Annotated in this window: 20 protein-coding genes; 10 read left to right on the forward strand and 10 right to left on the reverse strand. The window is 71.4% G+C overall.

Going from position 1 to position 24840, the window contains the following annotated elements:
• Positions 1 to 133: 133 nt before the first annotated feature.
• From galK to DFJ66_RS09340, 3 genes are all read left to right on the forward strand, one after another.
• The gene (gene galK / locus DFJ66_RS09330; protein WP_246029656.1) at positions 134 to 1213 is read left to right on the forward strand and encodes a galactokinase; all 1080 of its coding nucleotides are present in this window, start codon (positions 134 to 136) and stop codon (positions 1211 to 1213) included.
• 87 nt (positions 1214 to 1300) lie between these two features.
• Complete coding sequence (locus DFJ66_RS09335; RefSeq protein ID WP_121219869.1) at positions 1301 to 2812, forward strand: alkaline phosphatase D family protein; 1512 nt, start codon at positions 1301 to 1303, stop codon at positions 2810 to 2812.
• The gene (locus tag DFJ66_RS09340; RefSeq protein WP_121219871.1) at positions 2809 to 4002 is read left to right on the forward strand and encodes a hypothetical protein; all 1194 of its coding nucleotides are present in this window, start codon (positions 2809 to 2811) and stop codon (positions 4000 to 4002) included. The genes DFJ66_RS09335 and DFJ66_RS09340 overlap by 4 nt, the downstream gene beginning before the upstream one ends.
• Positions 4003 to 4024: 22 nt before the next feature.
• Here DFJ66_RS09340 and DFJ66_RS09345 read toward each other — a convergent pair whose 3' ends face one another.
• The gene (locus DFJ66_RS09345; RefSeq protein WP_121219873.1) at positions 4025 to 4420 is read right to left on the reverse strand and encodes an MmcQ/YjbR family DNA-binding protein; all 396 of its coding nucleotides are present in this window, start codon (positions 4418 to 4420) and stop codon (positions 4025 to 4027) included.
• Between the two features lie 96 nt (positions 4421 to 4516).
• Between DFJ66_RS09345 and DFJ66_RS09350 the strand changes: the two genes are divergently transcribed.
• Positions 4517 to 5590, forward strand: coding sequence for an epoxide hydrolase family protein (locus DFJ66_RS09350; RefSeq protein ID WP_121219875.1), 1074 nt, complete (start codon positions 4517 to 4519; stop codon positions 5588 to 5590).
• On the opposite strand, the gene DFJ66_RS09355 is transcribed toward DFJ66_RS09350, so the two are convergent.
• Complete coding sequence (locus DFJ66_RS09355; protein ID WP_121230915.1) at positions 5587 to 6162, reverse strand: LysE/ArgO family amino acid transporter; 576 nt, start codon at positions 6160 to 6162, stop codon at positions 5587 to 5589. The genes DFJ66_RS09350 and DFJ66_RS09355 overlap by 4 nt on opposite strands.
• Before the next feature lie 73 nt (positions 6163 to 6235).
• Here DFJ66_RS09355 and DFJ66_RS09360 point away from each other — a divergent pair, with 73 nt between their 5' ends.
• A complete protein-coding gene (locus DFJ66_RS09360; RefSeq protein WP_121230917.1) occupies positions 6236 to 7108 on the forward strand; it encodes a LysR family transcriptional regulator ArgP in 873 nt (290 codons plus the stop codon).
• Here the strand turns inward: DFJ66_RS09360 and DFJ66_RS09365 are convergent.
• Positions 7089 to 8225, reverse strand: a complete 1137-nt coding sequence (locus DFJ66_RS09365) for a saccharopine dehydrogenase family protein (RefSeq protein WP_121219877.1) — start codon at positions 8223 to 8225, stop codon at positions 7089 to 7091. The genes DFJ66_RS09360 and DFJ66_RS09365 overlap by 20 nt on opposite strands.
• Positions 8226 to 8397: 172 nt before the next feature.
• Between DFJ66_RS09365 and DFJ66_RS09370 the strand changes: the two genes are divergently transcribed.
• From DFJ66_RS09370 to DFJ66_RS09385, 4 genes are all read left to right on the forward strand, one after another.
• The gene (locus DFJ66_RS09370) at positions 8398 to 9801 is read left to right on the forward strand and encodes a CBM96 family carbohydrate-binding protein (protein ID WP_121219879.1); all 1404 of its coding nucleotides are present in this window, start codon (positions 8398 to 8400) and stop codon (positions 9799 to 9801) included.
• 69 nt (positions 9802 to 9870) lie between these two features.
• Positions 9871 to 11100 (forward strand): MFS transporter, encoded by a 1230-nt coding sequence (locus DFJ66_RS09375; RefSeq protein WP_121219881.1) that lies wholly within the window; start codon positions 9871 to 9873, stop codon positions 11098 to 11100.
• A complete protein-coding gene (locus DFJ66_RS09380) occupies positions 11097 to 12041 on the forward strand; it encodes a TolB-like translocation protein (protein ID WP_121219883.1) in 945 nt (314 codons plus the stop codon). Before DFJ66_RS09375 ends, DFJ66_RS09380 begins: the two co-directional genes overlap by 4 nt.
• Before the next feature lie 115 nt (positions 12042 to 12156).
• Positions 12157 to 14841, forward strand: coding sequence for a lectin (locus tag DFJ66_RS09385; RefSeq protein ID WP_121219885.1), 2685 nt, complete (start codon positions 12157 to 12159; stop codon positions 14839 to 14841).
• A gap of 16 nt (positions 14842 to 14857) precedes the next feature.
• On the opposite strand, the gene DFJ66_RS09390 is transcribed toward DFJ66_RS09385, so the two are convergent.
• The 7 genes from DFJ66_RS09390 to DFJ66_RS09420 all read right to left on the reverse strand — a co-directional run bounded on the left by DFJ66_RS09390 (position 14858) and on the right by DFJ66_RS09420 (position 20820).
• Positions 14858 to 15286, reverse strand: coding sequence for a hypothetical protein (locus DFJ66_RS09390; RefSeq protein WP_121219887.1), 429 nt, complete (start codon positions 15284 to 15286; stop codon positions 14858 to 14860).
• Entirely contained in the window at positions 15286 to 15825 is a 540-nt protein-coding gene (locus tag DFJ66_RS09395) for an RNA polymerase sigma factor (protein WP_246029657.1), read from the reverse strand. The genes DFJ66_RS09390 and DFJ66_RS09395 overlap by 1 nt, the downstream gene beginning before the upstream one ends.
• A gap of 130 nt (positions 15826 to 15955) precedes the next feature.
• Positions 15956 to 16741: a DeoR/GlpR family DNA-binding transcription regulator gene (locus tag DFJ66_RS09400; RefSeq protein ID WP_121219891.1), complete on the reverse strand. Its 786-nt coding sequence runs from the start codon at positions 16739 to 16741 to the stop codon at positions 15956 to 15958.
• A gap of 71 nt (positions 16742 to 16812) precedes the next feature.
• Positions 16813 to 17721: a 1-phosphofructokinase family hexose kinase gene (locus DFJ66_RS09405; RefSeq protein ID WP_121219893.1), complete on the reverse strand. Its 909-nt coding sequence runs from the start codon at positions 17719 to 17721 to the stop codon at positions 16813 to 16815.
• Complete coding sequence (locus tag DFJ66_RS09410; RefSeq protein ID WP_121230919.1) at positions 17718 to 18569, reverse strand: class II fructose-bisphosphate aldolase; 852 nt, start codon at positions 18567 to 18569, stop codon at positions 17718 to 17720. The genes DFJ66_RS09405 and DFJ66_RS09410 overlap by 4 nt, the downstream gene beginning before the upstream one ends.
• Positions 18560 to 19453: an ROK family protein gene (locus DFJ66_RS09415; protein ID WP_121219895.1), complete on the reverse strand. Its 894-nt coding sequence runs from the start codon at positions 19451 to 19453 to the stop codon at positions 18560 to 18562. Before DFJ66_RS09415 ends, DFJ66_RS09410 begins: the two co-directional genes overlap by 10 nt.
• Positions 19454 to 19536: 83 nt before the next feature.
• On the reverse strand, positions 19537 to 20820 hold the full coding sequence (locus tag DFJ66_RS09420; RefSeq protein ID WP_121219897.1) for a hypothetical protein: 1284 nt from the start codon (positions 20818 to 20820) through the stop codon (positions 19537 to 19539).
• 204 nt (positions 20821 to 21024) lie between these two features.
• Between DFJ66_RS09420 and DFJ66_RS09425 the strand changes: the two genes are divergently transcribed.
• Positions 21025 to 24831, forward strand: a complete 3807-nt coding sequence (locus tag DFJ66_RS09425; protein ID WP_121219899.1) for a galactose-binding domain-containing protein — start codon at positions 21025 to 21027, stop codon at positions 24829 to 24831.
• The last annotated feature ends 9 nt before the right edge of the window (positions 24832 to 24840 follow it).

Genomic DNA, 24840 nt, shown 5'->3' on the forward strand with positions numbered 1-24840 from the left:
GTTCTCCATGCGCGCGGACGCTAGCGGTGCCACCGGCGCGCCCGCGACCGGTTTCCGTGGGATGCAACGTTGTAAAACAGCTGTCGGCCCTCTACGCTTCCCGAGTTCGCGCCGGAGAGCAGGGAGAGCACCGTTGGCTGATGTGTGGGTCGCGCCGGGCCGGATCAACCTCATCGGCGAGCACACCGACTACAACGACGGCTTCGTGCTGCCGATCGCCCTGCCCCACGCCGTGCGGATCACCGCCGCGCGCAGGGACGACGGCGTGCTGCGCGTGCGGTCGCGCCAGGCCCTCGGGGTGACGGAGGTGCCGGTCGCGGACCTCGCGCCCGGTGTGGTGACGGGGTGGGCGGCGTACGTGGCCGGCGTGGTGTGGGTGCTGCGCGAGGCCGGGTACGACGTCGGCGGCTTCGACCTGCTGGTGGACGGCAACGTGCCGCTGGGCGCGGGCCTGTCGTCGTCTGCGGCGTTGGAGTGCGCCACCGCGCTGGCCGTGGCGGAACTGTCCGGGCTGGACGTCGACCGGTTCGCCCTGGCGCGGCTGGCGCAGCGGGCCGAGAACGACTTCGTCGGCATGCCGTGCGGGATCATGGACCAGTCCGCTTCGCTGCTCGCGCGGGAGGGTCACGCGCTGCTGCTGGACACGCGGACCCTCGACACGGCCCACATCCCCTTCGACCTGACCTCCCACGGGCTGCGGCTGCTGGTCGTGGACACCCGCGCGCCGCACCGGCTGGTGGACGGCGAGTACGCGGCACGGCGGGCGGCCTGCCACAAGGCCGCCGAGGTGCTGGGGGTGCCGGCGCTGCGGGACGTGGACGAGGTGCCGGAAGGGCTGCCGGAGGACTTGCTGCGGCGGGTGCGGCACGTCGTCACCGAGAACCGGCGGGTGCTGGAGGTCGCGGAGTTGTTGCGGGCCGGGCAGTTGCGTGCGATCGGCCCGCTGCTGACGGCGTCCCACCTGTCGTTGCGGGACGACTACGAGGTCACCGTGCCCGAACTGGACGTGGCTGTCGAGGCGCTGCTGGACGCCGGTGCACTGGGCGCCCGCATGACCGGCGGCGGGTTCGGCGGCTGCGTGATCGCCCTGGTGGACGCGGACAACGCGGCCGGGTGCGAGGAAGCCGTGCAGCGGGCGTTCGCCGACAACGACTTCACGGCACCCGAGTTCTTCACCGCGACCGCCTCGGCCGGTGCCCGCGCGGAGCGGTAGCCGTCACACTGCTCGGACACCTGGCCGACACTTCCCCGTCGAAGTCAAGGATGGTCCTCGCTCACCTTGCCGGTGTACGCACTGTGTATGTCCCCACTGACACGGCGAACCCTGATCGCCGGCGGCATCGCCAGTGCCGGCGTCACGGTCCTCGCCCCCTCCTCCGCCAACGCCATCGCCTACCCGTTCACCCTCGGCGTCGCGTCCGGTGAGCCCGCGCCGGACGGCTTCGTGATCTGGACCAGACTCGCCCCCAGCCCGCTCAACGCCGACGGCCTGGGCGGGATGTCCAGCGCGAACGTGGCCGTGGACTGGCAGGTCGCCACCGACCAGCGGTTCGCGACGGTGGTGCGCTCCGGGACGTTCACCGCCACCCAGTCGTGGGCGCACAGCGTGCACGTCGAGGTCACCGGCCTGGAGCCGGGCCGCGAGTACTACTACCGGTTCCGCGCGCTGGGTTACCTCTCGCAGGTCGGCCGCGCCGTCACCGCGCCCGCCGTGGGCACCTCGCCCGCGCTGACCATGCTGTTCACCTCGTGCTCGCACTACGAGGCCGGGTACTTCACCGCCTACCGGCGCATGGCCGAGGAGAACCCGCACCTGATCCTGCACCTGGGCGACTACATCTACGAGGGTGCGGCGTCCACCACGAACGTCCGCAAGCACGCCCCCACCGTCGAGATCGACGACCTGGCCGACTACCGCGTGCGGCACGCCCAGTACAAGGGCGACCCGGACCTCCAGGCCGCGCACGCCGCCGCGCCGTGGCTGGTCGTGTGGGACGACCACGAGGTGGAGAACAACTACGCCAACCTCGTCCGCAACGACTCCTCCCCCGCCGGCGACTTCCGGGCGCGGCGGGCGGCGGCGTACAAGGCGTACTACGAGCACATGCCGCTGCGGCCCGCGCAGGCCCCGGTGGCGGAGAACATGCAGCTGTACCGGCGGGTGCGGTGGGGCAGCCTGGCCACGTTCCACATGCTCGACACCCGCCAGTACCGCGACGACCAGGCGTGCGGCGACGGCACCAAGGTGTGCCCGGAGGCCGACGACCCGGCACGCACGCTCACCGGCACGGCGCAGGAGTCGTGGCTGCTCGACGGGATGCGGCAGAAGTCGGCCACCTGGGACTTCCTGGGGCAGCAGGTGTTCTTCGCGCAGAAGCTCGCCTCCGCCGACGGCGCCAAGTCGATGGACTCGTGGGACGGCTACACCGCCAACCGGGACCGGTTGCAGCGCGGGTGGGACGCGGCCGGGTTGCGGAACACCGTAGTGCTGACCGGTGACGTGCACCGGTCGTGGGCGAGCAACCTGATGCTGAACTACAACACCCAGGACAAGATCATCGGCACCGAGCTGGTGACCACGTCGGTGACCTCCGGCGGTGACGGCAACGCGGCCGAGACCGGCCTGTCCAGCCTTAACCCGCACGTGAAGTTCTACAAGAACCTGCGCGGGTACGTCCGCACCGTCACCACCTCCACCCAGATGGCGGTGGACTTCCGCTGCGTGGACAAGGTCACCGCGCGCGACTACCCCGTCAAGACCATCCAGAGCTACGTCATCCAAGCGGGCAACCCCGGATTGCAGGCGCCATGAAGAAGATCCTCGCTCTGACCGCGGCTCTGATGCTGGCGGTGACCGGTACCGCGTCGGCGGCCGTCACGTGGTCCACCGCGAACAGCACGGCGACCGGCGACCAGGACAACGCGGCCGTGTCGGCGGTGCGCAACGGGTGGACCGCCGTGGTGTGGGAGGACGACCGCGACACCGAGACCCCCACCGACCCCGTGCACAGCGACGTGTGGATCAGGCTGTTCAAGGACGGCGTGTCCCGCTACGAGAAGAAGCTGTCCGCCGGCGGCACCGGCAACTGGCGGCACGTGCAGCCCGATGTGGCCGTGCACGACGACGGCAGCGCGGTCGTGGTGTGGGCGGAAGACCCGGACGGCAACGGGTTCTACAACATCGCCGTGCGGGTGGTGCGGACCGACGGGACGATCGCCGGTTCGGCGACCGCGAACGCGTCCTCGGACGGCCAGCAGCTCAACCCGGCCGTGGCCGCCGATCCCGACACCGCCGGGTTCGCCGTGGTGTGGGAGGACAAGCAGTCCACCACCAACCCGACCGTGCGCATCGCGGGTTTCGCGTCGGTGACTTCCAAGACGTACGAGGCCCAGGTGCACAGCTCGGGCGGCACGCACCAGCGTCCGGACGTGGCGATGGGCGCGGCGGGCAACGCCGTCGTCGTGTGGGAGGAGGACGGTGACGGCAACGGCTACTTCAACGTGGGCCGCAAGATCCTGACCCCGTCCGGCGGGGTGAAGCTGGCGCAGGGCGTGGCCAACGCGTCCGGCGGCGGGCAGCAACGCCGTCCGGCGGTGGCGGCGAACTTCAACGGCGACTACGCGGTGGCCTGGGAGACCGACCACACCGGCACGGCCCAGACCGCGGTCCGCTCGTTCCTCGCCTCCGGCACGGCTTCGTCCACTGTGGACACCCTGCTGGCCGGTGCGGACCCGCAGGTGGGCATCGACGACCAGCGCGGCGTGGTGGTCACCACGGTGGTGACGTCGGACGTGTGGACGCAGGGCTTCAACCCCGACGGCTCCACCGAAGGCCGCCTGACCCGCCAGGCCACCGACCAGACCACGACCGGCCGCCAGGACGAGCCCGCGCTGGGCGTGGACGCGTGGGGCCTGATCACCATCGCCTACACCGACGACAACGACGGCAACGGCTTCGACCAGGTCTACCTGGGCACCGGCTGGCAGAACAGCAACTGGTGACCCCTCGGACGGTGCGCTCCCGCTACGGGAGCGCACCGTCCTGGTACTGCTTGGCCAGCCGCTTGGGCGCGCGGCACAGCCACGCCTCCGTGACCAGCTCGGCCAGCTCGTCCTCGCCGATCCGCTCCAGCCGCACCAGCACGCCCGGGAACCCGTCGAAGTGCGGGATGGTGAAGTAGACCTCCGGGTCGTCGGCCAGCAGCGCCTGCTTGACGCCCTCGTCGGCCACGCGGACGCCCAGGATCGGTCCTTCCGGCACGGTGCCGCCCAGGTCCTCGCGGTCGCGCTTGCGCAGCGGTCGGTCCCACACGAACGTCTTGTCCTTGACCCGCCAGGCGGGCAGCCCGTCGTAGGAGGGGTGCTCGGCGGTCTCCGGCAGCGCCAGGGCGATCCGGCGCACGTCGTCCCAAGTGGCCATGGCGCAGCCTAACCCTCCACTTTGATCGTTGGCATGACCAACGATTGACTGCTAACGTTGGCGTCACCAACATTGGACAGACCAACGGAGCACGCCGTGATCGAGCCCTTCACGCTGGACGTCCTCCAGTCCGACCTCGACGACCTCATGGACCGCCTCGCCCGCACCCGCTGGCCCGACGAGCTCCCCGAGGCCGGCGGCGACTACGGCATCCCCCTGGCCCGCGTGCGGGACCTGGTCGAGCGCTGGAAGTCTTTCGACTGGCGGGCCGTCGAGGCCAAGCTCAACGCATACCCGCAGTTCACCACCACCATCGACGGCCAGACCGTGCACTTCCTCCACGTCCGCTCCGACCGCGACGACGCCCTGCCCCTGGTCCTCACCCACGGGTGGCCGAGCTCGGTGCTGGACTTCCTGGACGTCATCGAGCCCTTGCGCCGGGACTTCCACCTGGTCATCCCGTCCGTCCCCGGCTTCGGCCCGTCCGGTCCCACCCGCGAGCGCGGCTGGACCGTCGAACGCGTCGGCCGCGCGTGGGCGGAGCTGATGGACCGACTCGGCTACGACCGCTACGGCGCCCAGGGCGGCGACTTCGGCTCGGGCATCTCCCAGGCGATCGCGGCGGCGGCCCCGGACAAGGTCGTGGGCGTCCACATCAACTACATGCCCACCCCTCCGCCGGCGAGCACCGAGGGCCTGTCGTCGACCGACTTGGAACGCATCGAGCACATCAAGCGGTTCCTGGCGCAGCGCCCCGGCTACCAGGTCATGCACATGACCAAGCCGCAGGTCGTGGCCTACGGGATCACCGACTCCCCGGTCGGCCTGCTGGGGTGGGTGGCGGACAAGTTCTTCGAGTGGCTCGACCCGAGTTCGGACGTCAGCGACGACCGCCTGCTGGAGGCCGTGACTCTCTACTGGCTCACCGGCACCGCGGGTTCCGCGCTGCGCCTGGCCAAGGAGGGTCCCGGCGGCGCGGCCCGGTGCCCGGTGCCGGTGGGCGTGGCGGTGTTCCCGGCGGACATCATCCTGGCCGTGCGCGGGGTGGTGGAGCGGCAGCTCGACGTGCGCCGGTGGACCGAGTTCGACCGCGGCGGCCACTTCCCGGCCCTGGAGGTCCCCGACCTGCTCGCGGAGGACGTCCGAGCGTTCTTCGCCGAACTGCGCTAGACCACCAGTGACACCCCGGTCGCCGTCACGACGACGGCGACCGCCCCGTCCAGCACCCGCCACGCCGAAGCCCGCGCGAACACCCCCGACAACCACCGCGCACCGAACCCCAAGCAGCAGAACCACAGCACGCTCGCCGCCATCGCCCCCACCGCGAACCACCACCGCCGGTCGCCGAACCCGGTGGACGCGGTGCCCAGCAGGAGCACGGTGTCCAGGTAGACGTGCGGGTTGAGCCAGGTCAGCGCCAGGCACGTCAGGATCGTCCCGCCCGCGCCCCCGACCAGCACCCCCGGCCGCAGCATCCGCCGCACCGCCAGCACCCCGTACCCGACCAGGAACGCCGCGCCGAACCAGCGCACCACCTCCAGCACCACCGGCCACGCCGACAGCACCGTCCCCACCCCGCCCACACCCACCGCGATCAACACCGCATCGGACGCGGCGCAGATCGCCACGATCGCCACCACCCCTTGGCGCAGCACGCCTTGCCGCAACACCAACGCGTTCTGCGCCCCGATGACGACGATCAACGACAACCCCATGCCCAAGCCGGCCAGCAACGCGTGCATCACGTCCACCGACGCTAAGAACGCATCAAGGATTAGGCCAGCTAAACTTCCTTAAGTATCGTTAGCAGCCGTGATGCTGGACCCGGAAGCCGTCAAGACCCTCCTGGCCGTCGTGGACGAGGGCACCTTCGACGCCGCCGCCAAGGCCCTGCACGTCACCCCCAGCGCGGTCAGCCAGCGCATCAAGGCGTTGGAGCAACGCACCGGCCGGGTCCTGCTGGTGCGCACCAAACCCGCACGGCTGACCGAGTCCGGCCAGGTCATCGCCCGCTACGGCCGCCAACTGGCGCTGCTGGAACAGGACACCGCCGCCGGCCTGGGGCTCACCGAACGGCCCACGGCGATCCAGGTGGCCGTCAACGCCGACTCGCTCAACACGTGGTTCCGGGACGTGGTCCGCGAACTGGCCGGCGACGACGACATCGTGCTGGGCGTCCTGCGCGACGACCAGGACCACACCGCCGAAGCCCTGCGCCAAGGCCTGGTGGTCGCCGCCGTCACGTCCTCACCGCAACCGGTGCAGGGGTGCAGCGTCCGTCCGCTGGGGAGCATGCGCTACCACGCCGTGGCCAACAAGACCTTCGCGAAACGCTGGCAGGGCAAGGACTTGTCCACCGTGCCCGTGGTCGTGTTCGACGACAAGGACGACCTCCAGGACGCCTTCTGCCGCCGCATCACCGGCAAACAAGCCTCATCCCACCGCCACTACCTGCCCGACGGCCCGGTCTTCGAAGACGCCGTCGTCGCGGGCGCGGGCTGGGCGCTGCTCAGCGAACACCAGGTCAAGCGCCACCGCGGCCTGGTCCACCTCTACCCGGACGACCCGGTGGACGTGCCCCTGCACTGGCAGCAGTGGAAACTCGACTCCCCACCGCTGCAACGCGTCGCGGACGCCGTTTTCCGCGCGGCGCGAGGCGAACTCCACATCAGCGCACCCGGAACGTGATCCCCGCCTTCACCAGTCGTTCGGTCAACGCGTCACCCATGGCCACCGCCGTGGTCACCTGACCGGACGTCTCCGGCAGGGAGTCGAAAGCCAGGCACAGCGCGGACTCGCCGAGCATCTTCGCCGTCTCCCCGTAGCCCGGGTCGCCGCCGGAGACCTCGGTGACCACCCGCTTCCCGCCGCCCTCGCCGTAGAACAGCACCTTGAACCACGACCGCGCCCGCTGCGCCTCGCTCGGACCCGACCCGGGCTTGCGCCGGTCCAGCAGCCACCGCCGCACGGGCGGCACCTGCGCCAGCCCCATCAAGGCGCCCACGCCGCCGACCACGCCCACCGCGACCGGCAGCCGGCGCACCGCGATGTGGTGGCTGTAGGTGAACTCCGGCCCGTACCGGTCCAGCGCGGCGGCCGAGCGCAACACGACCTGCGGGTCGATGGTCGGGGCGGGCAGCACCCACGCGCCCACCCGCCGGTCGTACCGCGGCGCACCGACCTTCCCGCGCACGACCCGCCCGGACGGCCGGCCTTCCACCGACCGCCGCCGCCGCGCCACCTCCGCCATCGACCGCCAGCGGGAGAACGCGGTGACCGCCGAGTGGAACGTCCCGCCCGAGAACGTCCCCGACGCGGTGACGAACCCCTCCACCGCCAGCGGCACGCCCTCGGGCAGGTGGCCGACCGTGAAGTGGACACCGAGGTCGTAGGGGACGGAGTCGAAGCCGCACGCGTGCACCAGCCGCGCCCCGGACTCCACGGCGGTCGCGTGGTGGCGCAGGTAGGTCCGGTCGACGAACTCGGGTTCGCCGGTCAGGTCCACGTAGTCCGTCCCGGCCCGCGCGCACGCGGCCACGAGCCCGTCCCCGTAGTGGATGTACGGCCCGACGGTCGTGATGACGACCCGCGTGGACTCGGCGACCGCGCGCAGGGAGGCCGGGTCGGTCACGTCCGCGACCAGCACATCGGGCTCTCCCGGCAGCGACGACCGCACGGCGTCGAGCTTGCCCCGATCCCGCCCGGCCAGCGCCCAGCGCGCACCGGCGGGCAACTGCCGCGCCAGGTACTCGGCGGTCAACCGGCCGGTGAAGCCCGTGGCACCGAACAGCACCAGGTCGTACATCCGCAAGCCCTCCCGAGGTTCTTCCACAACGACAACGACGTCATCGCCGGCGGGTGACGGCGTTCGCGAGCAGTTCACCATCCCGCCGCCGGGCGCTCACGCCACCGTGCCCACGCGTCCCTACCGTTCGCCGGGCCCTTGTCCGGTAGATCAGGAAGCGAAGGGTTTCGGCATGCAGGGTCGCAAGGCCAGGCTCCCCCTCGCGGTCGTCGCCGTCGGCGTCGTCACCGCGACCACCCTCACCGTCATCGCCAGCTCCGACCAGCTCCCGACCGCCTCGGCGGCCACGTCCACGTTCACCCCGAGCGCGGACACCTACGTCGACAGCTCGGCCGCGGGCACCAACTACGGCACCTCCGGCCAGCTCGGCGTGGACAACTCGCCGATCAAGCGGATGTTCCTGAAGTTCGTGGTGTCCAACGTGTCCGGCACGGTCACCAGCGCGAAGCTGCGCGTCCACACCGACAACGTCGCCGGGGCGCAGAGCCCCAACGGCGGCACCTTCAAGTCGATGACCAACACCACGTGGTCGGAGACCGGTGTCACCTACAACAACCAGCCCGCCATCGACGGCGCCACGCTGGGCTCGCTGGGCTCCGTGGCCCAGAACGCCTGGTACGAGGTCGACGTGACCTCCTACGTCAAGGGCAACGGCACCTTCAGCATCGGTGTCACCTCCTCCAGCAGCGACGGCGCCGACTACGACTCCCGTGAGTCCGGCTCGACCACCGCTCCGCAGCTCGTGGTCACCACCGGCACCACCACCACGACGACGACCGCGCCGCCCAGCGGTGACCCGGTGCTCGTCGGCGCGGGTGACATCTCCAACTCCGGCTCCGGCGACAGCGCCACCGCCGCCCTGCTCGACGGCATCTCCGGCACGGTGTTCACCGCCGGCGACAACGTCTACGACAGCGGCACCACCTCGGAGTTCACCACCTACTACGACCCGACGTGGGGCCGCCACAAGGCGCGCACCCGCCCCTCGCCGGGCAACCACGACTACAACACCTCCGGCGCGAGCGGCTACTACGGCTACTTCGGCTCGCTGGCCGGCACGGCGGGGCAGGGCTACTACTCCTACGACCTGGGCAACTGGCACATCGTCGCGCTGAACTCCAACATCAGCATGTCGGCCGGTTCGGCGCAGGAGACGTGGCTGCGCAACGACCTGGCGGCCAACACCAAGCCGTGCACGGCGGCGTACTGGCACCACCCGCTCTACACCTCGGGCGCCAACCACGCCCCGAACACCGCCACGCGCCCGCTGTTCCAGGCGCTGTACGACTACAACGCCGACCTGGTGCTCACCGGCCACAACCACCAGTACGAGCGGTTCGCGCCGATGAACCCGACCGGCGGCCTGGACACCACCCGCGGCATCCGGTCGTTCGTCGTGGGCATGGGCGGCGCGAGCCACTACAGCTTCGGCACCATCCAGCCCAACAGCGAGGCGCGCAACAGCGACACCTACGGCGTGATCAAGCTGACCCTGCACAGCAACAGCTTCGACTGGCAGTTCGTGCCGGAGGCGGGCAAGACCTACTCCGACAGCGGAACCCAGGCCTGCCACTAGTCGCACCCCGCCGCACCCGGTCCGCGCGTGGGCCGGGTGCGGCACCCCTCGGGTTGGAGGCAAACCGCCGTGTACCTGTCCACGATCGACCGCCCGAAGACCGCGGGCTGGAAGGGCCTGAGCGGCACCGTGTTCGCGCTCGGCGCGGTCAGCCTGGTCACCGACGTCTCGTCGGAGATGGTCACCGCCGTCCTGCCGCTCTACCTCGTCATCGGGCTCCAGCTCAGCCCCGCCGCGTACGGCGTGGTCGACGGCCTGTACACGGGCGCGACGACGATCCTGCGGCTGGTCGGCGGCTACCTCGCCGACCGCACCACCAAGCGCAAGGCCGTGGCGGGCTTCGGGTACGGCCTGTCCGCGGTGGCCAAGCTCGGGTTGCTGGTCGCCGGCACGTCCACGGCGTTGCTGGGCGCGGTGATCACCGCCGACCGGGCGGGCAAGGGTCTGCGGACCGCTCCCCGGGACGCGCTGATCACGTTGTCCACACCGGAGAAGGACCTCGGGCGGGCGTTCGGCGTGCACCGGGCGATGGACGGGGTGGGCGCGTTCCTCGGTCCGCTGGTGGCGCTGGCGGTGCTCGCCGCGGCCGGCAACTCGTTCGACTCCGTTTTCGTCACGAGCTTCTGCATCGCCGCCATGGGCGTGGTGGTCCTGGTGGTGTTCGTCCGCGACCACCGGGCGCCCGTGCCGGCCAAGCCGGTGCGTCCCTCGGCGGCCTTCGGTCTGTTGCGCGACGCTCGGGTTCGGCGGGTAGTGCTGGCGGCCTCGGTGCTGGGGTTGGCCACGATCGGCGACGGGTTCGTGTACCTGTTGCTGCAGAAGCGGGAGAACCTGGCGGTCGGCTGGTTCCCGTTGCTGGCGGTCGGGACGAGCCTGGTCTACCTGCTGCTGGCTGCACCGCTGGGCGCCTTGGCCGACCGGGTCGGGCGGCTGCCGGTGATGCTCGGCGGGTACGCCTGCCTGGCCGCCGCGTACCTGCTGGTCTTCGGCCCGCTCGGCGGGTGGCCGCTGGTGGTGGTCGTGGTGCTGCTGTACGGGGTGTTCTACGCCGCCACGGACGGGGTGCTGATGGCGTTGGCCGGGCCGTTGCTGCCGGAGTCCCTGCGCACCACCGGTATCGCTTTGATCCAGACCGGGCAGGCGTTGGCGTACCTGGGTTCCTCGGTGCTGTTCGGCCTGGCCTGGCAGTTCTGGGGCCCCGAAACCGCCACCCGCGCCGCCGCCATCGGCGTCGCCGTAGCCCTCCTCGCCACCTTCAGCCTGCTCTCCCCCTCCAACCTGCTCGGACGCCGCTCATGACCTCCACCCGAACCCGCCTCACCGTGACCGCCGTCGCCGCCCTCGTGCTGGGCGGCGTGGCCGTCGGCTACACCGCCCTGTCCGCCCAGCCACGCGGCGGCGCCCCGACCGGTAGCGTGACCGGCCCGAAGATCCAGGTGCTCAGCAACGGCGTCCTGTCCACCGTGTCGCGCACCGACCCGTCCGGCCCGCGCGAGCTGACCGACCAGCGCTGCGACCGCGCCTACGCCGCCGGCGGCACCATCTCGTGCCTGCGTCCGGCCGGAGCTCTGAAGGCCGGCGAGCTGGCGGTGTTGGACTCAGGGCTCAACGTGGTCAAGACCGTGCCCCTGACCGGCTTCCCGAACCGGACGCGCGTGTCGGCCAGCGGACGGATGGTCGGCTGGACCCTCTTCGTGGACGGCCACTCCTACGCCGCCAACGGCTTCTCCACCAGCACCGGCATCCTCGACGTGCGGACCGGGACCGTGGTGCCGTCACTGGAGGAGTTCACCGTCGTCGGCGAGGCCGGCGCGGACCGGAACTTCTGGGGCGTCACGTTCACCTCCGACGACAACCGCTTCTACGCCACCATGTCGACCGGCGGACACCGGTACCTGGTGGAGGGCGACTTCGCGGCGCGCACCCTGAAACCGTTGGTGGACAACGTGGAATGCCCTTCGCTGTCACCGGACGGCACCCGGATCGCGTACAAGGCGGCGGTGAACGGCGACCCGCAGCAGGGCTGGCGGGTCTCGGTCATGGACCTGGCCACGCGCTCGATCACACCACTGGCGGAAAACCGGTCGGTGGACGACCAGCCGGCGTGGCTCGACGGATCGACCGTCGCCTACGGGATGCAACGGCCCGACGGGACCAACGACGTGTGGTCCGTGCCGGCGGACGGCACCGGCACCCCCGCGGTCCTGATCCCGGAGGCCAACTCCCCCGCACCACTCTGACCCGGTCCGCATAGGCAGGTTGACCCGGCCGGCGGGTTTCGCGTGTGGCCCGCTCGGTGGGAAAATCGCAGGTGACAACGTTGTCATCCCCTCCTACCCTGCGGGAGGAAGAGCCATGCGCCTGCGTTCCCCTGCGCTCGCGTTCCTGACGTTCGCGGCCCTCGCCGTGCCGCTGTCCGGCACGGCCTCGGCGATCACCGACCCCGCCCAGCACGTCGACCCGTTCGTCGGCACCAAACCCGGCGGCCCCGACTTCGGGCACGGCGGCGGTGCGGGCAACACCTTCCCCGGTGCGGTCGCCCCGTTCGGGATGCTCCAGTGGAGCCCGGACACCGTCACCCACCAGCACGGCGGCTACCACTACGACGACAACCGCATCCGGGGCTTCAGCCTCACCCACCTGTCCGGTCCCGGGTGCAGCGACTTCGGCAACGTCCCCTTCATGCCCGTCCTGGGCACCAGCCCGGTCTCCTACTCCACCTTCAGCCACGCCAACGAGCAGGCGAGCCCCGGCTACTACTCCGTCGCGTTCGACAACGGCATCCGCACCGAACTGACCGCCAACCAGCGCTCCGGCATCGCCCGCTTCACCTACCCCGCCGGGCAGAAGGCTTCCCTGTCCGTGGACGCCGCCCGCGCCTTCAACGCGGCCGGCGGGTCCATCACGGTCGGCACCAACTCCCTGTCCGGCTACACCGACAGCGGCGGGTTCTGCGGCGCGGGCAACCGGTACCGGCTGCACTTCCACATCACGTTCGACCGCCCGTTCAGCACGGCCGGCGTCCTCCAGGGCGACACCGTCGACACCACCCGCCGCAAGGTCGAGGGCAGCTCGAACGGCAGCGTGCCGCCCGCGCCGAAGACCGCGCAGACGCAGGGCGTACCGCCGGCACCGGCCGCCACCCAGGACGTGCAGCCGTTCGCCGCCGCCGCGTTCGTGTCGTTCGACGCGACCACCGTCACCGCCCGCGTCGGCATCTCGTTCGTCAGCCTCGACGGCGCGAAGGCCAACCTGTCCGCCGAGACCGGCACGAAGTCGTTCGACGAGGTCCGCGCCCAGTCCCGGGCCGCGTGGAACGGCTGGCTGAGCCGCATCGACGTCACCGGCGGCACCACCACCCAGCTGCGCACCCTCTACACGTCGTTGTACCACTCGCTGCTGCACCCCAACGTGTTCAGCGACGTGGACCGCCGGTACACCGGGTTCGACAACCAGGTCCACACCGCCACCACCACCCAGTACGCGAACTTCTCCGGCTGGGACGTCTACCGGTCCCAGATAGCTCTCATCGCCCTGCTGGCACCACAAGAGGCCGCCGACATCGCCCAGTCGGCCGTCAACCAGGCCGCGCAGGGCGGGTACTTCGACCGGTGGACCGTCGCCAACGGCGGCACGGGCGTGATGAACGGCGACCCGATGGCCGTCATCGTGTCCACGATCCACGCGTTCGGCGGCACGTCCTTCGACACCGCCCAAGCCCTGACCCGCATGGTCAACGGCGTCAACGACATCCGGCAGCGGCCAGGGTGGTTGCAGTTCAACAACTACGGTTATGTCCCGACCGGTCTGCCGGACGTCTGGGGTTCGGCGGCCACGACCCTGGAGTACACCAGCGCGGACTTCGCCATCTCCCAGTTCGCCGCACGCCTGGGCAACACCGCCACGGCGGAGAACTTCCTGCGGCGAGCGCAGAACTGGCGCAACATCTTCGAGTCCGGCGCGAAGTACCTCAAGCCGCGCAACGCCGATCTGACGTGGCCCGCGTTCAGCCCGACGCAGGAGAACGAGTATGTCGAGGGCAACGCCGCCCAATACACGTGGATGGTCCCCTACAACCACCGTGGGCTGTTCGACGCCATGGGCGGCAACGCGAACGTAGTGTCCCGTTTGGACACTTTCTTCACCGAGTTGAACGCCGGCCCCAAGAAGCCTTACGCGTACCTGGGCAACGAACCGACGCTGAACACGCCGTGGGCCTACGCCTACGCCGGTGCGCCCGCCAAGACGCAGGACGTCGTGCGCCGCGCGTTGACGTCGATCTTCCGGCCGGTTCCGGAGGGCCTGGTCGGCAACGACGACCTCGGCCAGATGTCGTCGTGGGCGGTGTGGGCGGCGCTCGGCATGTACCCGCAGACCCCGGGACGGGCAGAATTGGTGCTGGCCAGCCCGCAGTTCCCGGCCGTCCGGATCACGCGCGGCAACGGGCGCACCATCACCATCACCGCGCCGGACGCGTCGGACACCGCGAAGTACGTGCAGTCCCTGCGCGTGAACGGGGTCGCGTCGAGCAAGCCGTGGCTGCCCGCGTCCCTGGTCAGCGACGGCGGGACGGTCGAGTTCACCCTCGGCACCACCCCCTCGTCCTGGGGCACCGCGCCGGCCGACGCACCGCCGTCGCACGACGTCGGCCCGTACCCGGCGCGTTCGGGTGCCATCACCGGCTTGGCCGCCAAGTGCGCCGACGCGGACCCGAGCATCGCGGGCAACGGGGCGCCCGTGCGGCTGTGGGACTGCAACGGCACCCCCGCCCAGCAGTGGACGCTGGCGTCGGACGGCACGGTCCGCGCCCTCGGCCGGTGCCTCGACGTCAGCGGCAGCGGCCGGGCCAACGGGACGAAGGTCCAGTTGTGGGAGTGCAACGCCACGGGCGCCCAGCAGTGGTGGCCGCGCGGCGGTGCGCTGGTGAACCCGCCGTCCGGCAAGTGCCTGGACGTGCCGAACAGCAACACCGCGAACGGCGTCCAGTTGCAGATCTACGACTGCAACGGCACCGGCGCCCAGCAGTGGAAGCTGCCTTAGGTCTCGTGGGCCGTCCTCACGCCGTGAACCAGGGCGTGAGGACGGCCCGGCCGTCGTCGCCGACCAGTCGCAGCCGGACGGTCGGGTGCGGCAACTCGGGCACCACCACCCAGCCGTCCTCCCCGATCGGGACCCGCACCTCCCCCACCGGCGTCTCCACCACGACCTCACCGGACGCGCCCCCGACCAGCGCGCGCAACCCGCCGGCCCCGGCCTGGACGTCCACCGACACCGCGTCGGTCTCGAAGGCCAGCACATGGGTGTCGTCGCCGCCGGAGCGGACCAGCTGCGGCGAGTCCCACGAGTCGTGCACCAACTCGGCCAGCTCCTCGTCCAGCCGCCGGGTCGTGAACGCGGCCCGCGCCGCGCTCTCCACCCACGCGGGCACGGGGTCCACCCGGCTCGCGATCGACCGCAACCGCTCGACCAGCTCGTCGTCGTCCATCACACCTCCTCGGCGAGCTTGCGCAACCGGTCCAGGCACCGACCCCGCGAGGGCCCGATGCTGCCGACCGCGATGTCCAGGACCCGGGCGATCTCGGCGTAGGAGGGTGGCGGGTCGGCCATCAGGAGCCGGATCAACCGCCGACACGCCTCCGGCAACCGGTCCACCGCCCGCCACAGCGCCAAGTCCCGTTCGGCCAGCAACAACGCGTCGTCCAGCGGCGGGGCGTCGTCGGCCACGTCGGGCGGCTCCTCGTCGGCCGCCCTGCGCCGCTCGGCCCGGCGCAGCAGCTGGAGGCACTCGCGCCGGGCGGTGGTGGCGAGCCAGGCGGCCAGTCGGTCGGGCTCGGTGACCGTGTCGAGCTTCTCGACCAGCTTCAACCAGGTGTTCTGGACGACGTCGGCGCAGTCGGCGGTCCCGAGCCGGAAGCCGCGGGCAACGGACCAGAGCAGGGGTGTGTACCGAGCCACCAGCTCGTTCCACGCCGCTTGGTCACCCCGGGCGGCGGCGGAGAGCAGCGATGCGTTGTCCTCGCCCACAAGGCCGGATTGTTCCGCACACACTCCCATGCCAACCAGATGCCCCACCCGGACGTGCTGATGCACGACCACGGCCGGGTTCGATCCGGGAGCATTGCGCAAAACTGCTCACCCGCCGAACAGCGCGGTGTCAGACCTGCACGACCTCGACCCCGCGCTCGCGGAACCGGCGCACGTCCTCCTCCCGCGCGTCGGTGTCCGTCACCAGCACGTGCACCTGCGTGATCGGGCAGATCGACGCGAACGCCCGCGCCCCGATCTTCGACGAGTCCGCCACCACCACGACCCGCCGCGCCCGTTCCGCCAGCATCCGGTTGATGTCCGCCTCACCCTCGTGATGAGCGGACGCACCGGCGTCGGGGTCGATCGCGTCGACACCCAGGAACGTCACGTCCAGGCTCAACCCGCTCAAGATCCGCCCAGCCAGGGGCGACATCAGCTCATAGGACTGCGGTCGCGCCACACCACCGGTCACCACGAGCTTCACCTGCGGCCGCACCGCCAACTCGTTGGCGATGTTCAGCGCGTTCGTCACGACGGTGATCACGCCGTCGCCCTCGGCCCCGCCGACATCCGCACTGGTCATCAACGCCCGCGCGACCTCGGTGGTCGTGGTGCCGCCGTTCATCCCGACGACCGCGCCGCGGTGCACCTGTTCCGCCGCCGCGCGGCCGATGCGTTGCTTCTCGCCGGCCCGGCGCACGGTCTTGTAGCGCAACGGCAGGTCGTAGGCGACCGAGTGCGCCACGGCCCCGCCCCGCGTCCGGGTGAGCAGTTGCTGCTCGGCCAGGTGGTCGAGGTCGCGGCGGATCGTCGCGCCGGACACCGCCAGTTCCTCGGCGATGTCGTCGACCTCGATCTTGCCGCGCTCGGCCAGCAGCTCCAGCAGCGCGTTCAACCGCTCGTACCGATTCACGGGGCTACCTCCTGTGCATGAACATTAATGCACATTACAGATGCGCAAAAGTGCGTCCGCTGAACACACGCTCACAGCGTCTCGACACGCACCTGGTCGTGCAGCTTGCGCAGCAACGGCACGTCCACGCTGCCCGCGACCGGCGCCGCCACCGCCGCAGCCGACCAGGCGACCGCCGCGCGCAACCGCATCGGCCACGACGACTGCTCGACCAGCCCGTTCGCCAGCGCCGCGACGGCCGCGTCCCCGGCTCCGGTCGGGTTGCCGCGCACCGGGAACGGCGGCACGGCCCGCCACCGGCCCTCCCCCGTCACCGCGACCATCCCTTCCGGACCCAACGACAACACCACCGCCCCGGCACCCAGCGACCGCAGCCGTTCCGCGCCCTCCACGACATCCGCGCAGTCCACGACCTCGCGCAACTCCGCCGCGTTCGGCTTGAGCACATCCGCCCCGGCCGCCGCGGCAGCCAGCAAAGCCGGCCCGCTGGTGTCCACGACGACGGGCACCCCCGCGTCCCGAGCCGCCGCCACGACCCGCGCGCACGTGTCCCGGGGCGTCGCCTGGGGCAGGCTGCCCGAGCACACCAGCGCGGACGCCTCGGGCAACCGCCCCCGCACCAGGTCGAGCAGCTTGTCCCACTCGGTGTCCAGCAGCGCCGCGCCGGCCTCGTTGAACAGGGTCGCGTCCTCGTCGTCCACCACGGCCACGGTCATCCGCGTCGGCGCGTCCACGACCAGCAACGCGTGCGGCAACTCGGAGGCCACCAGGTCCGCGCGCAGCGACTCGCCCAGCACCCCGCCCACCGGCCCGACGGCCAGCGTCGCGATGCCCATCTCGTGCAGCACGCGGCTGACGTTGAAACCCTTGCCGCCGGCCCGTTCCCGCACCGACCGCACCCGGTGGGTCGTCCCCGGCACGAGCCGCTCCACCCGGTAGCTGACGTCCAGCGCCGGGTTCGGGGTCACGGTGAGGATCACCGGACGCTCCCGGCGGGCACCGCGTCCAGCACGCCCAGCAGCCGCGCCACCTCGCCCGCCATCCGGTCCCGCGCCGGACCGAGGTACTTGCGCGTGTCCACCAGCTTGGCGTCGCCGAGCCGGTCGCGGACCTCGTCGGTGAAGACCTTGTTGAGGTGCGTGGAGATGTTCACCTTCGTGATGCCCGCCGCCACCGCGCGCCGCAGGCCCTCGTCCGACACGCCGGAGGAACCGTGCAGCACCAGCGGGACGTCCACAGTGGACTTGATCGCGGCGATGAGGTCGTAGTCCAGGGCCGCGTCCCGCGTGGTCATCGCGTGCGAGCTGCCGACCGCGACGGCCAGCGCGTCCACGCCCGTGGCGGTCACGTACTCCTTGGCCTCGCCGGGGTCGGTGCGCACGCCGGGCGCGTGCACGCCGTCCTTGCCGCCGACCTCGCCCAGCTCGGCCTCCACCCAGATGCCGCGGGCGTGGCAGAACTCGGCGACCTCCCTGGTCTGCACGACGTTCTCGGCGTAGGGCGCGGTCGAGGCGTCGAACATCACCGACCCGATCCGGTGCAACGCCCCCTCCCGCACCAGCGGCACGGACTCGATGTGGTCCAGGTGCACCGCCACCGGCACCGCCGACTCCGCCGCCACCGCCAGCGTCGCCTCCAGCAGCGGCGCGAGGGAACGGTGGTAGCGCACGCAGTTCTCGCTGATCTGCAACAGCACCGCGGTGCCCGCGCGCTCGGCCCCGGCCACGATCGCGGACGCGTGTTCGAGCTGGATGACGTTGAACGCGCCCACTCCGTGCCCGCCCGCGACGGCGGCGGACACGATGGCGGCGGTAGGCCTCAGCACAATGCACTCCTCTTGGCCGCGAGCAGGGCCGCGCCACGGCAGCCGGCCAGCCCGCCGAGTTCGGCCGCCACCAGGCGCGGCCGGCGTTGGAAGGTCAGGCGCTCGCGCAGCGCCTCGGTCAGGGGCCGCAGCAGCACGTCGCCCGCCGCGGACAGCCCGCCGCCGACGACCACCACCTCCGGCGCGAGCACGCTCGCCGTCCAGGCCAGCGCGTGCGCAAGGCCTTGCACAGCGTCGTCCCACACGCGCACGGCGTCGGCGTCGTCGCGAGCGACCAGCCGTGCCACGTCCGCGGCTTCGGCGGGTGTGCCGGTGCGGGCGGTGTAGCGGCGGGCGATCGCGGACGCCGAGGCGATCGCCTCCAGGCACCCCGTCCGCCCGCACGCGCACGGCTCGTCGTGGCCCACGTCGACGTGCCCGATCTCCCCGGCGTACCCGCCGGCGTCGTGCACGCGCCCGCCCAGCACGAGCGCCGCCGCGATACCGGTCCCGATCGGCAGGAACAGCGAGTCCCGCACCCCGCGCCCGCCGCCGAACGCGGACTCCGCCAGCCCGCCCGCGCGCACGTCGTGCCCGAACGCGGTCACCCGGCCGAGCCGGTCGGCGAGCAGGGCGGCGAACGGCACGTCCCGCCACCCGAGGTTCTCCGACCACACCGCCACACCGCGCGCGTCGTCCACGATCCCGGGCACGACCACGCCGACGCGCGCCGCCCGCTCCGGGTCCAGCTCGCCGACCAGCCCGGCCACGACGTCGAGCACGCCGGCCACGACGTCCGGCCCAGGGCGGGGTGTGGGCGCGGTGGCCTGCGCGAGGACCCGATCGCCGTCGACGAGCACGGCCTTGGTGGCCGTACCGCCCACGTCGACCCCGACCACCAGCTCCACCCGCGCACCACCTGTTCACGACTGCGCTCAACTGCGCGCAATCATGCACTTTTGGTCAGAGAATGCGCAAGGAGCGTGCAGGCTCAGGCGCTGGCCGCGACCGGCACCACCACCGCCGGCGGCACCTTCAGCAGCTCGCGGACCACCCGTTGCACCAGCGGGTGGACCTGGACGAACCCGTCCCGGTGGGTCACCAGGTGCACCCGGTGCAGGGCGCGCAAGGCCGGCAGGTCGTGTCCGTGCAACAGCACCTCTTCAGGGATGCCGTCAGACCCGAGCAACGAGACAAGTTCGAGCATCGCCGGCGCACCCGGTGACAACACCCGCGCCGCCTCCACCGCCCGTGCCACGACCTCGGTGACCGTGCCGTCGTGCTCGTCGGCAGGGGACGAGGGCGGGAACAGTTCGGCCACCGGTCGCCGGCGGTCGGCCAGCCGGTCCAGGTAAGCGGGCACGGTCAGGCCGGTGTCGATGAGGAACGCCGCCGCCTGCGCCAACGCCAACGGGTGACCACCCAGCGCCTCGGCCAAGGCCTCCAGGTCGGACACGTCGTGCCGGGGATCGACCGACAACCGCTCCACGAGATACCCGGCGGCTTCCTCCCGCGTGAACACCCCGACCGGCACGACCTTCACGTCCGGGCGCAGCAACACGGCGTCCCGGCGACGGGTGGTCACCAGAGTCCGCCCACACCCCTCGGGCCACAGCCCGGACAGCACGGCCGGGTCGTCGAGGTCGTCCAACACCACCAGCCACGACGTGCTCGTCGTGCGGAGCCACGCCAGGAACAGGTCCGCCGCCTCCTCGTCGGACGCCGCCGGGTTGCCCAACGCCCGCCAGCCGCGCGCATACCCGGCGATCACCGATCGGCGACTCGACGCCGACACCCACACCGCCACCTCGACGCAGGCCCGGCGGAACACCGCGGCGGCCACCTGCGACTTCCCCACCCCACCCGCACCGGTCAGCACGACCCGCCCGACCGCCGACGCCGCCTCGACCACCTCGGGACGTCCGCGCGAAGCCGCCGCCGCGCCGGGCACCTGCCCCACCGCAACCCGCCGCACCACCTCGGGTTGCGCCACCTGGGCCCGCTTCTCCCGCGCCGCGCGCCACAACTCGCGCAGCCGGCCCACGTCCCGCGCACCGCCGGAAGCCAGCACCACCGCGAGCACCGCGTCGAACTCCCTGGGCACGGACCGCCCGCTCACCCACTCGCCGAGCCGCCGCGCGTCCACCGCCACCCGCCGCCCGGACGGCAGCGCCACCCGGCACGCGCGCCGCGCCAGCGCTTCGTCGGTCAAGTCCGGCACCCGCCCGCGCAGGCGCGCGAACGCCGCCGCGAACTCGGACCTCGGGTCGCTCACCGCCGCCCACCTCCCACGACAGCGAGGCTAGGGCGGCCACCGGCCGGTCCTCACCAGGAAGTTTCCGCCGCCTGCCGGCCCAGCTCGGCCCGTGGTCTGAACCGTTGACTTTCGCCGCGCGGCTCTGCAACTCTGCGAACCCAGCACTGCAAAAACTCGACAGCCGAGCGGAACTTCCTGACAAACGACGGGAACAACACGCCCATGTCAACGACGACACGTGCCCCAGCCCTGCTCACCGCCCTCGCCCTGACCGCTCTCTCCCTGGTCACCGCCCCCGCCGCGCACGCGGCCCCGGTCACCCACCTGGACCTGGGCACGCCCACGCGCATCGACCAGGTCAGCCTCACCGCCCCCGACACCGGTGACCGCACCCTCGCCGTGGAAGCCAGCCTCGACGGCCACTCCTATGCCACGCTCGTCCCCACCCGGTCGCACCGGCTCGGCCCCAACCCCACGACCCTGCACCTCGACCCGACGCTGGTCCGACACGTCCGGGTCGTCGGCGAAGCGGCCTCGCTCGACGTCCGCCAGGCGGGCCCCGGCGTCCAGCTCGCCGCCACCTACTCCGCGAGCAGCCACACCGACGTCTACCAGCCCGCCAACGCCGGTGACGGCAACCCCGCCACCTACTGGGAGAGCCGCAACAACGCCTTCCCGCAGTGGATCCAGGCCGACCTCGGCACGGCGAAGAAGGTCGACCGGCTCGTGCTCAAGCTGCCCACGGCCAACTGGGGCGCCCGCACCCAGACCCTCGCGGTGCAGCACAGCGCGGACGGCACGGCGTTCAGCGACCTGGTCCCCTCGGCCGGCTACACCTTCGACCCCGCCACCGGCAACACGGTGACCATCGAGTTCACCGCCGCCACCACCCGGTACGTGCGGCTGCTCGTCACCGGCAACACCGGTTGGCCGGCGGGTCAGCTCGGCGAGTTCGAACTGCACGGTCCCACCGGCGGCGACACCCAGCCGCCGACCGCGCCGACGAACCTCGCCTACACCCAGCCGCAGTCCGGGCAGATCCGTCTGACCTGGACCGCGTCCACCGACAACGTCGGCGTCACCGGCTACGACGTCTACGCCAACGGCACCCTGCGCGCCACGGTCACCGGCACCACCTACACCGACACCCAGCCGGACGGGCTCGCCGTGACCTACCACGTCGTGGCCAAGGACGCCGCCGGCAACACCTCCCCGGCCAGCAACACCGTGACCCGCGGCGGCACCAACAACGAGAACCTGGCGCGCGGCAAGCCGATCACGTCGTCCGGGCACACCCACACCTACGTCGCCGGCAACGCCAACGACGACAACGTGAAGACGTACTGGGAAGGCTCGGCGTACCCGAACACGCTGACCGTGCAGCTGGGCGCGAACGCCGACCTCAGCTCGGTGACCCTGCGCCTGGACCCCGACCCGGTCTGGGGCACCCGCACCCAGAACGTGCAGGTGCTCGGCCGTGAGCAGGGCGCGTCCACGTTCGCGAACCTGGTGTCCGCCAGGGACTACACGTGGAACCCGGCCTCCGGGAACACGGTCACCATCCCGGTGTCCGGGCGGGTGGCGGATGTGCAGCTGCGGTTCACCGCCAACTCGGGTGCGCCCGGCGGGCAGGTCGCGGAGTTCCAGGTGTTCGGCACGCCCGCGCCCAACCCGGACCTCACCGTCACCGGCACGTCCTTCACGCCGGCCGCGCCGGTCGAGACCGACAACGTCACCCTCTCGGCCACCGTCCGCAACGCCGGCACGGCCCCGTCGTCCGCCACCGACGTGACCTTCTTCCTGGGCAACGACTCCGTCGGCACCGCGGAGGTCGGCGCGCTGCAACCGGGCGCGTCCGCGACCGTCACCTTCAACGCCGGCCCGCGCGCCGAGGGGTCGTACGAGTACACGGCGAAGGTGGACGAGACGAAGAAGGTCGTGGAGCAGAACGAGACCAACAACGCCCGCCTCCACCCGGACCGCCTGGTCGTCACCCCGGTCCCCAGCTCGGACCTCCTGGCCTCGCCGACCGCGTGGTCACCGGGCAACCCGGCCAACGGCCAGCCGACGACGTTCACCGTGGCACTGCGCAACCAGGGCACCATCGCCACCGCCGCCACGCAGAACGTCACCCTCACCCTCCTGGACGCCACCACGGGCGCGACCCTGCGCACGTTCACCGCGTCCCGCAACGGTTCCCTGGCCGCCGGCACCACCGCCGGCCCCATCACCCTGGGCACGTGGACGGCGGCCAACGGCAAGTACACCGTCCGCACCTCGATCGCGCCCGACGCCAACGAGATCCCGGCCAAGCGCGCCAACAACACCACCGAGCAACCGCTGTTCGTCGGCCGAGGCGCGAACGTCCCGTGGACGCACGTCGAGGCCGAGGACGGCGTGACGGCCGGCGGTGCGACGAAGATCGGCCCGAACCGCACGATCGGCGACCTGGCCGGCGAGGCGTCCGGCCGCCGGGCGGTGACCCTGAACACCACGGGCGCGTCGGTCGAGTTCACCACCACGGTCCCGACCAACACCCTGGTCACCCGGTTCTCCATCCCGGACGCCCCCGGCGGCGGCGGGATCGACGCCACGCTCAACGTCTACGTCAACGGCACCTTCCACAAGGCCCTCGACCTGACCTCGCGGCACATCTGGCTCTACGGCAACGAGGCCAGCCCGCAGAACTCGCCCGGCGCGGGCGGTCCCCGGCACATCTACGACGAAGCCAACATCCTGCTGTCCAGCACGTTCCCGCCGGGCACCAAGATCAAGCTGCAAAAGGACGCGGCCAACACCACCTCCTACGCCATCGACTTCGTGAACTTCGAGGAAGCGACGGCCCGACCCAACCCCGACCCGGCCCGGTACGTCACGCCCGCCGGTTTCTCCCACCAGGACGTGCAGAACGCCCTGGACAAGTTCCGCATGGACACCACCGGAAACCTGCTCGGCGTGTACCTGCCGGCGGGCCGGTACGAGACCGCGCAGAAGTTCCAGGTGTACGGCAAGCCGGTCCACGTGGTCGGCGCGGGACCGTGGTTCACCCGGTTCTTCGCCCCGTCCGGCCAGGAGAACACCGACGTGGGCTGGCGCGCGGAAGCGTCCGCGAACGGCTCGCTGTTCAGCGGTTTCGCCTACTTCGGCAACTACACCAGCCGCATCGACGGGCCGGGCAAGGTGTTCGACTTCCAGAACGTCTCGAACATCACGATCGAGAACCTGTGGGCCGAGCACATGGTGTGCCTCTACTGGGGCGCGAACACCGACGCCATGACCATCAAGGACTCCCGCATCCGCGACACGTTCGCGGACGGCATCAACATGACCAACGGCAGCACGGACAACCGGGTGGCCAACATCGAGGCCAGGTCCACGGGTGACGACAGCTTCGCCCTGTTCTCCGCCATCGACGCCGGCGGCGCGGACGAGAAGAACAACGTCTACGAGAACCTGACCTCGCTGCTGACCTGGCGTGCGGCGGGCCTGGCGGTCTACGGCGGCTACCTCAACACGTTCCGCAACATCTACATCGCCGACACCCTGGTGTACTCGGGCGTCACGATCAGCTCCCTGGACTTCGGCTACCCGATGAACGGCTTCGGCCCCGACCCGACGACGTTCAGCGGCATCACCCTGGTCCGCACCGGCGGCCACTTCTGGGGACAGCAGACGTTCCCGGCGATCTGGCTGTTCTCGGCGTCCAAGCCGTTCCGGGGCATCCGAGTGCAGGACGTGGACATCATCGACCCGACCTACAGCGGCATCATGTTCCAGACCAAGTACAACGGCACCACGCCGGGGAACCCCATCCAGGACACGGAGTTCCGCAACATCTCCATCACCGGGGCGCACAAGAGCGGTGACGAGTTCAACGCGAAGTCCGGCTTCGGGTTGTGGGCCAACGAGATGCCGGAACAGGGCCAAGGACCGGCCGTGGGCGCGGTGACCTTCTACAACCTGCGGTTCGCTGACAACACCGAGAACATCAGGAACACCACGACCACCTTCAAGATCACCATCAACTGACCCACCGCT

This window comes from Saccharothrix variisporea (assembly GCF_003634995.1).
In the GTDB taxonomy this organism is placed as follows: Bacteria; Actinomycetota; Actinomycetes; order Mycobacteriales; family Pseudonocardiaceae; genus Actinosynnema; species Actinosynnema variisporeum.